The organism is Ruegeria sp. BC2 (assembly GCF_056539245.1).
The window spans coordinates 232,330-244,449 of the sequence record NZ_JBQFUQ010000001.1 but is presented as its reverse complement, the minus strand read 5'-3'; the positions used below and the strand labels follow the sequence as shown (position 1 = coordinate 244,449).

Below are 12,120 nucleotides of genomic sequence, written 5' to 3'. Positions count from 1 at the left end.
GCCTATAAACATCAATTCCAAGGCAGGAAAAAGGGCCATTTGCGATGCGCCGATTGGTACGAGTGTTCATATTTCTGGCCATCCTCTGGGGCGGGTATTGGGCCATAGCCGGGTATGGGCTGCGCAGCGCCATCACCGGTTGGTTCGCGCATCAGCAGGATCTTGGATGGCAGGCCGACTATTCCGACGTGGAAATCGCCGGATTTCCGCTGCACCACGTGACCCGCTTGAACAGTGTCGCGCTGGCCGATCCGGTGAATGGCACAGCCTGGAGCGCGGATTGGATCGAATTCGAAAGCCCCGCCATCTGGCCCGGACGACAGATCTTGCGCTTTGCGGATACGCCGCAGCGGCTGTCCTATTTCGACCAGACCGCAATCATCCTGGCCGACAGCCTTCAGGCGGAACTGAATCTGCGTCCGGGCGTCGCGCTGGAGTTGGAGAAGATGGCCCTGACATCGGGCAACTGGTCGGTGACTCAGGACGGAACCGACATGGCTGCCGGTCAGTCACTTGCCCTGGTCATGGGACAAGGCACCCAGCCCGAGAGCTATGCGATCGGGGTCAGTTCGGATGCCTTCACGCCCGGTGAAGACCTGCGCGCGCTGATGCGAACGGCTGCTTCGCTGCCCCAAGCCTTCGAGACACTCGAACTGGATATGAATGTCACCTTCGACAAAACCTGGGACCGTTCCGCGCTGGAAGAACGTCGCCCTCAACCTCGGTTGATCGACCTGCATCTGGCCGAGGTGCAATGGGGCGAATTGCGTCTGTTTGCAACCGGCGAACTGGAGGTTGATGAACAGGGCATTCCGGTTGGCGAGATTGCGGTAAAAGCCGAGAACTGGCGCGACATGATTGCCATGGCCAATGCTGCGGGTGCCCTGCCCGATCAGGCCGTTGATCCGGTCACGCGGGCGTTGAACCTGCTGGCCGGTCTGGGGGGCAACCCCAACGCGCTGGACCTGCAGCTGAATTTCCGCGACGGGTTCGTGGCTTTGGGACCGTTGCCGTTGGGCCCGGCCCCGCGTCTGATCCTGCGTTAGCGGCAGTAGGGTCCGCTGCGGTAACGGGCGGTATCAAGGTGAAAATGGTTCTGATGATAGCGGTCTGAATTCGGGCCAAGAACCGTGCCGAAGGGCCCGCACGCCCCGCGCCAGATCTTGGTCAGCTGCTTCTTCGAGGGGTTCTTGCGCCAACCGTCCAGAACCGTCACCACCTCGCCATCGGCCATTTTGAACCCCGAGATATCAATGGCCCGACCCTTGCCGTGTTCCGAGATCCTGGCACCTTTCCGGTTGTTCCGGGTACGGCAAGCGTAGTGCGCAGCAACCTGCAATTCGACAACTGGACCGCGCCGTTTGAACGTCGGTTTGACGGTCTTGTCGACCCATTTGTTCAAGGCGATCGCCGTGCCGCAATCCATCGTCGATGGGCGACTGAGAATCACGCCTGACACCGATGTGATCTGGACGGCATCCTTGATCCCGCAGGCTTTGATCTTGCCGGGAACCGAGCCCACGGCCTTGCCCTGAATGGCGATGTCACCGCACACCGATCCTTTGCGCAGTTTTCGCTTTTTGAACAGGACTTGCTGTTCCAACGCCTCGGGCCGCAGATAGGGCTTGAGTGACGTATCCGGTCCAAGCAGCGGAAGGTCGGCCGGGCGTGCCGCCACGGCCAGCACCTGAGGGGATAGGGGCCGCACAGCGGGTCGCATCTTCGCTGGCACAGCGATCGGCGTCTCCGGACTTGCCGGGACAAAAGCGGCCTGCACCAGCTCTGCCGCCGGGGATGGCCGCGCAACCGGAACCAGTGATGTGTCGGGGGCCGATGCAGCGGCTGCGCCGGCCCAAATCACGGCAATCATCGACAGGGCTTTGCCTTTGATCAGTTTCATGACTTGGCCTTTACGCGCCCGAAATCAGGAGCATCTGTATCCTGCCCCGCGTCGATGATCCCGCGTCGGATCGCGCGGGTACGGGTGAAATAGTCGAACAAATGTTCGCCGTCACCCCTGCGGATCGCGCGCTGAAGGGCAAACAGCTCTTCGGTGAAACGGCCGAGGATTTCCAGCGTCGCATCCTTGTTGGTCAGGAACACGTCGCGCCACATGGTCGGGTCCGAGGCCGCGATCCGGGTGAAATCGCGGAAACCGGCGGCCGAGTACTTGATGACCTCGGAGTCGGTGACGCGCCGCAGGTCGTCGGCCACGCCCACCATCGTATAGGCGATCAGGTGCGGCGCGTGGCTGGTGACGGCCAGAACCAGATCGTGGTGATCGGCATCCATCTCGTCGACATTGGATCCCATCCCTTCCCACAAGGCGCGCAGGCGGGCGATGGCCTCGGGGTCAGAGCCTTCGACCGGAACCAGCAGGCACCAGCGGTTGTCGAACAGCTCGGCAAAGCCGGATTCGGGGCCGGAATGCTCGGTCCCGGCCAGCGGGTGGGCAGGCACGAAATGCACGCCTTCAGGAATATGCGGGCCAACCTCTTCAATGACGTGCCGCTTGACCGAACCGACATCCGACACGGTCGCGCCGGGCTTGAGCACCGGCGCGATGTCTTTGGCGACGGCGCCCATTGCGCCCACCGGCACGCAGAGCACGACCAGATCGGCACCCGCGACCGCCTCTTGCGCGGTGTCGCAGACCCGGTCGCACAGACCGATGCGCCGCGCGGTGTCCCGGGTGGCCTCGGACCGGGCATAGCCGGTCACCTCGCCCGCCAGCCCGGCGCGCTTGATCGCCCAGTACATCGACGAGGCGATCAGACCCAACCCGATCAGCGCCACGCGGTCATAGATCTGGCTCATGCGGCGCCCCCTTTGAACGCGGTGATGGCCGCAACCACGCGGCGACAGGCCTTTTCGTCGCCCACGGTGATCCGCAGCGCGTTGGGCAGCTTGTAGCCCGCAACCCGGCGCACGATCAAACCTTTCGATTGCAGATAGGCGTCGCAGGCCTCGGCCTCGGCCTGATCCGCGAAACGCGCAAGGATGAAATTGGTGCAGGACGGATCGGACGGAACGCCGATCTTGGCCAGCTCGGCCGACAGCCATTCGCGCAGGCGGGCGTTTTCGGCCCGGCAGAACTCGACATATTCCACATCGGCCACGGCGGCCTCGGCCGCCGCGATGGCCGTCAGCGACAGATTGAAGGGCTGGCGCACGCGGTTCAGCACGTCGATGATTTCGCGATGCGCATAGCCCCAGCCGACCCGCATCCCGCCCAACCCGTAAATCTTCGAGAAGGTCCGGGTCATGATCACGTTGTCGAACCGGTCCACCAGACCGGCGCCGCCGTCAAATCCCGGCGCGAATTCCGCATAGGCGCCGTCCAGAACCATCAGGCAGGTCTTCGGCAGGCCCTCGGCCAGGCGCGTCAGCTCGGCGTCCGAGATCATGGTCGAGGTCGGATTGCCCGGGTTGGTCACGAACACGATCCGGGTGCGGTCGGTCACCGCGGCCAGGATCGCATCGACATCGATCTTGCGCTCGCGCTCGGGCACCTCGACCGGAGTCGCGCCGGCCATGCGGGCGATGATCGGATACATCGAGAATCCATGCTCGGTATGGATCACCTCGTCGCCCGGCCCGGCATAGGCCTGGGCCACGAATTGCAGCACCTCGTCACTCCCCACGCCACAAATGATCCGGTCGGGGTCCAGCCCGTGCCGCTCGCCGATCGCCGCGCGCAGGTTGTAGTGATCGGTCACCGGATAGCGATGCAGCATCGTGGCGCTGTCGCGCACGGCTTCGATCGCCTTGGGGCTGGGGCCAAAAGGGTTTTCGTTGGAACTCAGCTTGATGACGTTTTCCACGCCCTCGACATGCGACTGGCCGCCCTGATACAGCGCGATGTCCATGATGCCGGGTTGCGGGATGATCTTGTTCATGAGGGGCTCCGTTGGTTGCGCCCCTCATACAGGTCTCAAAGCCTTGGGAAAAGCGGCAATTCCGTCACGCCGCCTTGAAGCGGGCGGTTGCCGGATCGGCGGCGTAGAACGGGGCGTATTCCTGCGTACGGTGCGACAGGTCGTTGACGCTGTCGATGATGAACTGAACCGTGTCCTCGGTCATCATGTACGAGAAGTTCAGCCGCACCCAACCCGGTTTCTTCATCTCTTCTCCGGCCGACAACGCCGCGTGCAGCGCCTCTGAGGCCGCCTTGTCGATGCCCAGCAGCCGATGCGCATAGGGGCCCGCGCAGGCACACCCGCCGCGCGCCTGAATGCCGTAGATGTCGCTGAGCATCCGGGTGAACAGCTGTTGGTGCACCGGTTGCCCTGCAGTGTCGCGCACTAGGAAGGAAAAGATCGGCAGGCGGTGCGGGTGGTCCACGCCCAGCAGGGTCAGGTTCGGGTTGTCACGCCACCCATCCAGCGCCATGCGGTTGTACAGCGCCTCGCGCCGGGCGATCTCGTCGGTACCCACGGCATCCTTGACAATAAAGGCCAGCGCCGCGCGGATATCTCCGATCACGTTCGGGGTTCCGGCCTCTTCGCGGGTGGCCAGATCGGTGCTGTAGTCGTGGCGCCAGGGCGAAACGAAGCTGACCGTGCCCCCGCCCGGCCAGCTGGGACAGGTGCGGCGCACGGCGCCCCGGTTCACGATCAGAACGCCCGAAGCCCCCGGCCCGCCCGGAAACTTGTGCGGAGACACGACGATGGCATCCTTGCGCGCATCGTCCGGCCCCATATCCATCGGCAGGTAGGGCCCGCCCCCGGCATAATCCCAGACCGCGCGCGCCCCGTGCCGTTTCAGCAGCCGTGTCACCGGTTCAGGGTCGGTGATCACGCCCGTGACATTCGACGCCGCCGAGAATGACCCGATCACCAGATCCGAATCCGAATGCTCGATCAGCGCCTTCTCCAGCACCGCCATGTCCGGCCCGCCCTCGGGGCCTTCGGGGATCTCGATGACCTGCGCCTTGCTCTCGCGCCAGGGCAGGATGTTCGAATGGTGCTCGTACGGGCCGATCAAGACAACCGGCTGGTCAGCCTCTTGCACTCCCATCAAACTGACCAGCCGGTTGAGCCCCGCAGTGGCACCGGACCCGGTGAAGATCACCGCGTCATCTCCCCTCGCGCCAACGATGCGGGCTATTTCCGCGCGCGCCTCGCGGCGCAGTCGCGTCATGTAGGAGCCGCAATAGGAGGCCTCGGTGTGGCTGTTCGCATAGAAAGGCAACACATGCTGGGCCACAAAATCCTCGACCTGCCGCAAGGCGCGGCCCGAGGCAACGTAGTCCGCGTAGACAAGCGGCACGTCCCCATGCAGACCCGGGATCAGAACGTTCTCTCCGATCAGCCCGTCGCGCAGGGTCGAATTGTGAGTGGCGGCTTGGATTTCTGCACGAAAATGGGACAGGGTCATGTCATTGGCTCCATATTGCATTTCCAATATGATCTACTTGATCTGAGTAAACTTCACCTATCTTTGCTTGAATTATTAAATTTTTGGGTCATATGATCTGGAATGAATGAAAAGATAGATCAAATTGACAAGCGCCTCCTGCGCGAACTGCAAAAGGACGCAACCCTTTCCCAGCGCGAACTGGCCGAGCGAGTCGGCCTGTCGCAAAACGCCTGCTGGCGGCGGTTGAAGGCGCTGAACGACGCAGGCGTCCTGACAGGGTCGACGGCCCGGATCACGCGCGAAAAACTGGGGCTGAACCTGGTGGTCTTCGTGATGCTGCGCACGCGTCACCACTCGGCCGAATGGCTGCAGGCCTTTCGCAGCCATGTCCTGACCATACCGGAAGTCGTGGATTTCCACCGGATCGGCGGCGACTACGACTATCAGCTACGGGTCGTGACACAGGATATGGCGACCTATGACAAAGTCTATCAGCGCCTGATCGAGAAGGTCGAACTGGACAGCGTGACCTCGTATTTCGCGATGGAGGCGATCGCAGAAGACCGCCCTTTGCCGATCTGAGTGCTTGCCATGAAAAAGGGCCGCACCTTCGCAGGTACGGCCCGTTTTCTAAAACTGTCTGCGAAGATCAGTTCTTCGCGTAGAATTCGACGACCAGGTTCGGTTCCATCATGACCGGGTACGGCACGTCGCCCAGCGACGGGGTGCGCACGAAGGTCGCGGTCATCTTCGAGTGGTCGACTTCCAGGTAATCCGGAACATCACGCTCGGCCAGGCCAACGGCTTCCAGGACGACGGCCAGTTGCTTGGACTTGTCGCGGACCTCGATCACGTCGCCTTCCTTGACGCGGTAGCTGGGGATGTTCACCCGCTTGCCGTTCACTTTGACGTGGCCGTGGTTCACGAACTGACGCGCGGCGAACACGGTCGGCACGAATTTGGCGCGGTAGACGACAGCATCCAGACGGCGCTCCAGCAGGCCGATCAGGTTTTCACCGGTGTCGCCGTTCACACGTACGGCTTCGGCATAGATGCGGCGGAACTGCTTCTCGGTCAGGTCGCCGTAGTAGCCTTTCAGCTTCTGCTTGGCGCGCAGCTGCAGACCGAAGTCCGACAGCTTGCCTTTGCGGCGCTGACCATGCTGGCCGGGGCCGTATTCACGACGGTTGACCGGGGATTTCGGGCGACCCCAGATGTTTTCGCCCATCCGGCGGTCGATTTTGTGCTTGGCAGACGTGCGTTTGGTCACGGCTGATCTCCTTCTTAAGGTCGAGGCCCTGACAGGCCACTATGAAGGGCGTTGTCCTCTTGAGGTTTCCCCCATGACAGGCATCCCCTTGCGGGGGCCACCAACACCAATGAAGCCGCGCTTATATCTGCGAACAGACCAGAGTCAACACGCTGCGATGCGTGGACGAAAAAATAGTTCCCAAGGAATGGGCGGCCTATTCAGCGGCGGTCGCAGCCATATGCGGCGCAAGAACCAACGTTTGCTCCGTTGAACTGCGATGCGTGGGGAAGGAAACAACATTGCCCGCATCCGACTGGCTTGCGTCGGCATATTCTTCGACGGCGCATACCCAGAAGTCCTGGCCCCGCGCGGGGCAGCCATTTTGGAACAGAAAAACCGCGTCTTTCTGACCCTCGACCAACGTCAACTCGGCCTCGTAGGTCTGCGCCCCATTCGTCAATGAGACAACTGCAAGCGTGGCGATCGGCTTCAGCGTTGCGGCTTCGGGGCAATGCCCGGCCAGCGCCATCAACGCCTGATCATGTCCAGTCTGAACGGAATATTCCGCGTTACAGTCCGGCAAGCGCGTCATGCACCCATGCCACGACCAAGATGCTCCAATGGCCAAATCTGCCACAGGCGCTGCTTCAAGCCCGTCAATTTCCGTTTGGGACCAAAATACTGCTATGCGACCGTTATACCCGGCTGTCATCTGCCCGCCCGACCTTTCAAACTCATCACCCCGTACACTAGCGGTGTATCAATGATGAATCCGGCCGAAAAGAGACGGAATTGCAGCTTTCACGAGAATGTTGCCGGAGAGTCAAATCAAATTGAGACTCCGGCAAAACACAATACAACTTTAACGACAGTTATGTGGCACTCGTCAACCGCATTTCGAGTGTCCGCAGCTGCGGCAGGTCATGCAGCCCTCGATCATCACCATGTCATACTGGCCGCAGGACGGGCAGGCCTTGCCGCGTGGGGCATCCATGTTGACCACCTGCGCCTGCGGGTCGGACTTCAGCCCCATCCCTTCCCCCTCAAGGAACCCGATCGCGATCATGTGCTGCTCGATCACGCCGCCGATGGCCGCCAGGATCGAGGGGATGTACTTGCCCTGCACCCAGGCCCCGCCGCGCGGGTCGAACACGGCCTTCAGTTCCTCGACCACGAAAGACACGTCGCCCCCGCGCCGGAACACGGCCGAGATCATCCGCGTCAACGCCAGCGTCCAAGCGTAATGCTCCATGTTCTTCGAGTTGATGAACACCTCGAACGGACGCCGCCGGCCACCGATGACGATGTCGTTGATCGTCAAATAGATCGCGTGTTCGCTGTCGGGCCATTTCAGCTTGTAGGTCGAACCCTCAAGCGATTGCGGCCGGTCCAGCGGTTCGGACATGTAGATCACGTCGCCGCCGTCCACCTCGTGCGGGGCATCGGCGCTCTCGCCCGGCACCTTGTCGTCGCTTTCCGAGACGGTCAGAACCGAACCGGTCACGTCGTTCGGGCGATAGGTGGTGCAGCCCTTGCAGCCCTGATCCCAGGCCTGCATATACACATCCTTGAAGGCGTCGAACGAGATGTCCTCGGGGCAGTTGATCGTCTTCGAGATCGAGCTGTCGATCCATTTTTGGGACGCTGCCTGCATCTTGACATGCTCGGCCGGGGTCAGGGTCTGGGCGTTCACGAAATAGTCGGGCAGCTCGACGTCTCCGAACTTGTCGCGCCACATCTGCACGGCATAGTCCACGACCTCTTCCTCGGTGCGCGACCCGTCTTTCTGCAGTACCTTGCGGGTGTAGGCATAGGCAAATACCGGCTCGATCCCCGACGACACGTTACCCGCATACAGCGAGATCGTCCCGGTGGGTGCGATCGAGGTCAGCAGAGCATTGCGGATCCCATGCTCGCGGATGGCCTCGCGCACATCGTCATCCATCTGCTGCATGGTGCCGCTGGCCAGATATTTCTCGGCATCGAACACGGGAAACGCCCCTTTTTCCTTGGCCAAGTCCACCGACGCCAGATACGCGGCGCGGGCGATCGCGTGCAGCCAGCGCTCGGTCTGACGCGCCGCCTCGTCCGAGCCATAGCGCAGGCCCTTCATCAACAATGCATCGGCCAGACCTGTCACACCCAGCCCGATGCGGCGTTTGGCTTGCGCTTCGGCCGCCTGCTCCGGCAGCGGGAATTTCGACGCGTCGACCACATTGTCCATCATGCGTACGGCGGTGGCGACCAGATCCTGCAATGCGGCCTCATCCAGGTGTGCCGCATCCTCAAAAGGTTCAGCTACCAATCGCGCGAGGTTGATCGAGCCCAGCAGACACGCGCCATATGGCGGCAGGGGCTGCTCCCCGCACGGATTGGTGGCGGCAATGGTCTCGGCATAGCTCAGGTTGTTGGCCTGGTTGATCCGGTCGATGAAGATCACGCCCGGCTCGGCATAGTCATAGGTGGCCTGCATGATCTTGTTCCACAGATCGCGGGCCTGCACCGTGTGATAGACCTTGCCGTCAAAGACCAGATCCCACGAAGCATCGGCTTTGACCGCCTCCATGAAGGCATCGGTCACCAGCACCGACATGTTGAACATGCGCAGCCGGGCCGGGTCGGATTTCGCGGTGATGAACTGTTCGATATCCGGGTGGTCGCAGCGCATGGTCGCCATCATCGCGCCCCGGCGCGAGCCGGCCGACATGATGGTGCGGCACATCGCGTCCCACACATCCATGAACGACAGCGGCCCCGAGGCATCGGCGGCCACCCCATGCACATCCGCGCCGCGCGGCCGGATGGTCGAGAAATCATAGCCGATCCCCCCGCCCTGCTGCATGGTCAGCGCGGCCTCTTTCAGCATGTCGAAGATGCCGCCCATGCTGTCGGGGATCGTGCCCATGACGAAACAGTTGAACAGGGTCACCTGCCGCGCGGTGCCTGCTCCGGCCGTGATCCTCCCGGCGGGCAGGTATTTGAAGTCCTCAAGCGCCTCGTAGAACTTCTGTTCCCAGTGCGCGGGGTCCTTTTCCACCCGTGCCAGATCGCGCGCAATCCGCCGCCACGTATCCTCGACCGACTTGTCGATCGGCGTGCCATCCGCTTTCTTGAAGCGGTATTTCATGTCCCAGATCTGCTCGGCGATGGGGGCGGCAAAGCGGCTCATTGGTGATTCCCTGTCTTGAAAGAGGCATCCAGATTAGCCCAAACCCGCGCCGAACCACAACAGCTTGATAGCGCGCAACGGTAAGCTACAATATAAAGAAGGTCCGTGGGACGACTCTGTGGGAAAGCTGTGGATAAGTACATCAACCTCGTGAAACTCTCGGTCGGGTCCGAGAGCGTGGACAGCCTGATCGCCTGGCAGGACAGCTATCGCCGGCGGTTCGCGGACGGCCTGCCCCGCCACATCACCCGCATGTGGCCCAAGCGCGACGCCGAGATTCTGAACGGTGGCTCGATCTTCTGGGTCATCAAGGGTGTCATCCAGTGCCGCCAGCGCATTTTGAGGCTGGACGAAGTGACGGGTGAGGATAGCATCCGCCGCTGTGCCATCGTATTGGACCCGCAGGTCCACCGCACCCAGGGCGCGCAGAAACGGCCGTTTCAGGGCTGGCGTTATCTGAAACCCGAAGACAGCCCCGCAGACCTGCCCGAAAGCCGCGCGCAGGACGACGCCTTGCCCGAGGATCTGAACCGCGCGTTGGCTGAAATCGGAGTGCTCTGACCTCAGCCCAGACGGCGCATCACTTCTGCCAGGGCGGCCTTTTCCGCGGGGCCGTACTCCGCAACCCGGCTGCGCCACAAAGTGGCCTGCGATTGCAGGATCAATCCATCTGACAGAATCTTGAGGTGGTTGGCGCGCAGGGTCTCGCCGGTCGAGGTGATGTCGGCAATCGCCTCGGCGGTTTCGTTCATCACCGTGCCCTCGGTCGCCCCCTGGCTGTCGACCAGCGTATAGTCGGCAACCCCGGAATCGGTCAGGAACTCGCGCACCAGACGGTGGTACTTGGTGGCGATCCGCAGGCGGTGCCCATGCGTGGCGCGGAAGGCGGCGGCGGCAGCATCCAGGTCATCCAGCGTCTCGACATCGACCCAGCAGGCCGGAACTGCGATCACCAGATCGGCCTGGCCAAAGCCCAGCGGTGCGATTTCTTCAACCTGCTGTTCCCAGCGCGGCAATTTCTCGTGCACCAGGTCGGTGCCTGTCACGCCCAGGTGAATCCGCCCGGCAGCCAGCTCGCGCGGGATCTCTCCGGCCGACAGCAGGATCAGCGAGACATCCTCGATCCCGTCTACCTTGCCTGCGTATTCCCGGTCGGACCCGGCGCGCGACAGCTCGATCCCGTGGCGGGCGAACCAGGCAAAGGTTTTCTCCATCAGCCGCCCCTTGGACGGCACGCCCAGCTTCAGGGTCATTGGCCCGCCTCCTCGATTTCCAGCATCAGGTCGGGGCGCAGCACGCCACCCACCGCCGGGATCTCGGCCCCGTTGCCCAGCCGCCGCGTCAGCGCATCATAGCGCCCGCCGGTGGCAATGGGCGGCAGGTCGGGGCGGCGCTCGGCGTAGAAACCGAAAACGAACCCGTCGTAATATTCCATCGAGGTGCGCCCATACGAGGCCTCGAAATCCAGCTTGCCGACATCAACGCCACGCGCCTGCAGGGCGGCGATCCGCGCCTCGAGCCGGTCCAGGGCGGGGGTGATCTGGGGCAGATCGACCGCGATGTCGCGCAGATGCTCCAGCGCATAGGGCATGGTCTCGCGCACGCCCAGCAACGAATCCAGCCCGGCCATCTCCGTATCGGAAATCGGCGGCGTGTCGCGGTCGGCGCGCAGGGCGTCGATACGGGCGGCGATCTCGGCCGGCCGGCGCTTGCCGATCATCGGCGCGTCGCAGGCCATCGGGTCGGCCGCCGCGAGCAAAGCGGCGCGGTGGTCCGGCTCGGGCTTGCGGCCCGCGAACCGGTCCAGCAGAGACCGGAACCGGCGCGGACGCCATAGGTGGCGCATCAGCGCGGCCTTGCGTTGGTCGGAGGTGCGCAGGCCTTGTACGGCCGCGGTCAGAATGCCGATGTCGCCGGTCGCCGCGCGCAGCGGCAGGCCCCGCAATTGCAGGGCAAACAGCGAGAACACCTCGGCATCGGCCCCTGCCGGATCGTCGCGGTCAAAGACCTCGTAGCCGACTTGGAAGTATTCATTGGCGCGGTCGGGGTCATGTTCCTGACGGCGGAACACCTCGCCCGAATAGGTATAGCGCGCCGGTTCGGCCCCGTCGCGCATGTGCATCTGCACCACCGGCAGGGTGAAATCCGGGCGCAGCATCTGTTCGCCGCGCAGCGCGTCCGAGGTGACATAAGCGCGCGCGCGGATATCCTCGCCATAAAGGTCCAGCAGCGTCTCGGCCGATTGCAGCAGCGGCGGGTCGACGACCTGCGCCCCGGCGGCTTCGAAGCGCACGCGCATCATCGCGGCCCGGGCCTGGATCTGGGATCGGTTGGGCAT

Annotated in this window: 12 protein-coding genes; 3 read left to right on the top strand and 9 right to left on the bottom strand. The window is 62.9% G+C overall.

Going from position 1 to position 12,120, the window contains the following annotated elements:
* The first annotated feature begins 44 nt into the window (after positions 1-44).
* Positions 45-1,046, top strand: a complete 1,002-nt coding sequence (locus ACR0CU_RS01160; protein ID WP_170444550.1) for a DUF2125 domain-containing protein — start codon at positions 45-47, stop codon at positions 1,044-1,046.
* Here ACR0CU_RS01160 and ACR0CU_RS01155 read toward each other — a convergent pair.
* The 4 genes from ACR0CU_RS01155 to ACR0CU_RS01140 all read right to left on the bottom strand — a co-directional run bounded on the left by ACR0CU_RS01155 (position 1,043) and on the right by ACR0CU_RS01140 (position 5,379).
* The gene (locus ACR0CU_RS01155) at positions 1,043-1,900 is read right to left on the bottom strand and encodes an extensin-like domain-containing protein (protein ID WP_170444547.1); all 858 of its coding nucleotides are present in this window, start codon (positions 1,898-1,900) and stop codon (positions 1,043-1,045) included. The genes ACR0CU_RS01160 and ACR0CU_RS01155 overlap by 4 nt on opposite strands.
* Positions 1,897-2,817: a prephenate/arogenate dehydrogenase family protein gene (locus ACR0CU_RS01150; protein ID WP_170444544.1), complete on the bottom strand. Its 921-nt coding sequence runs from the start codon at positions 2,815-2,817 to the stop codon at positions 1,897-1,899. Before ACR0CU_RS01150 ends, ACR0CU_RS01155 begins: the two co-directional genes overlap by 4 nt.
* Positions 2,814-3,899 carry a histidinol-phosphate transaminase gene (gene hisC / locus ACR0CU_RS01145; RefSeq protein WP_170444541.1) on the bottom strand — a complete coding sequence of 362 codons (1,086 nt, stop codon included), beginning with the start codon at positions 3,897-3,899 and terminating at the stop codon, positions 2,814-2,816. The genes ACR0CU_RS01150 and hisC overlap by 4 nt, the downstream gene beginning before the upstream one ends.
* Positions 3,900-3,963: 64 nt before the next feature.
* Positions 3,964-5,379, bottom strand: coding sequence for an aminotransferase class V-fold PLP-dependent enzyme (locus ACR0CU_RS01140; RefSeq protein WP_170444538.1), 1,416 nt, complete (start codon positions 5,377-5,379; stop codon positions 3,964-3,966).
* A gap of 102 nt (positions 5,380-5,481) precedes the next feature.
* On the opposite strand from ACR0CU_RS01140, the gene ACR0CU_RS01135 reads away from it, so the two are divergent.
* A complete protein-coding gene (locus tag ACR0CU_RS01135; RefSeq protein ID WP_170444535.1) occupies positions 5,482-5,943 on the top strand; it encodes an Lrp/AsnC family transcriptional regulator in 462 nt (153 codons plus the stop codon).
* A gap of 67 nt (positions 5,944-6,010) precedes the next feature.
* On the opposite strand, the gene rpsD is transcribed toward ACR0CU_RS01135, so the two are convergent.
* The 3 genes from rpsD to ACR0CU_RS01120 all read right to left on the bottom strand — a co-directional run bounded on the left by rpsD (position 6,011) and on the right by ACR0CU_RS01120 (position 9,782).
* The gene (gene rpsD, locus ACR0CU_RS01130) at positions 6,011-6,631 is read right to left on the bottom strand and encodes a 30S ribosomal protein S4 (RefSeq protein WP_093964621.1); all 621 of its coding nucleotides are present in this window, start codon (positions 6,629-6,631) and stop codon (positions 6,011-6,013) included.
* Between the two features lie 196 nt (positions 6,632-6,827).
* Positions 6,828-7,205, bottom strand: a complete 378-nt coding sequence (locus ACR0CU_RS01125) for a hypothetical protein (RefSeq protein ID WP_480642275.1) — start codon at positions 7,203-7,205, stop codon at positions 6,828-6,830.
* 294 nt (positions 7,206-7,499) lie between these two features.
* Complete coding sequence (locus ACR0CU_RS01120; protein WP_170444532.1) at positions 7,500-9,782, bottom strand: adenosylcobalamin-dependent ribonucleoside-diphosphate reductase; 2,283 nt, start codon at positions 9,780-9,782, stop codon at positions 7,500-7,502.
* 129 nt (positions 9,783-9,911) lie between these two features.
* Here ACR0CU_RS01120 and ACR0CU_RS01115 point away from each other — a divergent pair, with 129 nt between their 5' ends.
* Positions 9,912-10,343 (top strand): DUF1489 family protein, encoded by a 432-nt coding sequence (locus ACR0CU_RS01115; RefSeq protein WP_480642273.1) that lies wholly within the window; start codon positions 9,912-9,914, stop codon positions 10,341-10,343.
* A gap of 2 nt (positions 10,344-10,345) precedes the next feature.
* Here the strand turns inward: ACR0CU_RS01115 and hisG are convergent, their stop codons facing one another.
* Complete coding sequence (hisG, locus tag ACR0CU_RS01110; RefSeq protein ID WP_170444529.1) at positions 10,346-11,035, bottom strand: ATP phosphoribosyltransferase; 690 nt, start codon at positions 11,033-11,035, stop codon at positions 10,346-10,348.
* A complete protein-coding gene (locus ACR0CU_RS01105) occupies positions 11,032-12,120 on the bottom strand; it encodes an ATP phosphoribosyltransferase regulatory subunit (protein WP_170444526.1) in 1,089 nt (362 codons plus the stop codon). Before ACR0CU_RS01105 ends, hisG begins: the two co-directional genes overlap by 4 nt.

Excerpts from the sequence above, each read along its gene's own strand:
- ACR0CU_RS01160 (WP_170444550.1), top strand. The coding sequence starts at position 45 with ATGCGCCGATTGGTACGAGTGTTCATATTTCTGGCCATCCTCTGGGGC.
- ACR0CU_RS01140 (WP_170444538.1), bottom strand. The coding sequence starts at position 5,379 with ATGACCCTGTCCCATTTTCGTGCAGAAATCCAAGCCGCCACTCACAAT.
- ACR0CU_RS01120 (WP_170444532.1), bottom strand. The coding sequence starts at position 9,782 with ATGAGCCGCTTTGCCGCCCCCATCGCCGAGCAGATCTGGGACATGAAA.
- ACR0CU_RS01125 (WP_480642275.1), bottom strand. The coding sequence starts at position 7,205 with ATGACGCGCTTGCCGGACTGTAACGCGGAATATTCCGTTCAGACTGGA.
- ACR0CU_RS01150 (WP_170444544.1), bottom strand. The coding sequence starts at position 2,817 with ATGAGCCAGATCTATGACCGCGTGGCGCTGATCGGGTTGGGTCTGATC.
- ACR0CU_RS01155 (WP_170444547.1), bottom strand. The coding sequence starts at position 1,900 with ATGAAACTGATCAAAGGCAAAGCCCTGTCGATGATTGCCGTGATTTGG.
- hisC (WP_170444541.1), bottom strand. The coding sequence starts at position 3,899 with ATGAACAAGATCATCCCGCAACCCGGCATCATGGACATCGCGCTGTAT.
- ACR0CU_RS01105 (WP_170444526.1), bottom strand. The coding sequence starts at position 12,120 with ATGCCCAACCGATCCCAGATCCAGGCCCGGGCCGCGATGATGCGCGTG.
- hisG (WP_170444529.1), bottom strand. The coding sequence starts at position 11,035 with ATGACCCTGAAGCTGGGCGTGCCGTCCAAGGGGCGGCTGATGGAGAAA.
- ACR0CU_RS01135 (WP_170444535.1), top strand. The coding sequence starts at position 5,482 with ATGAATGAAAAGATAGATCAAATTGACAAGCGCCTCCTGCGCGAACTG.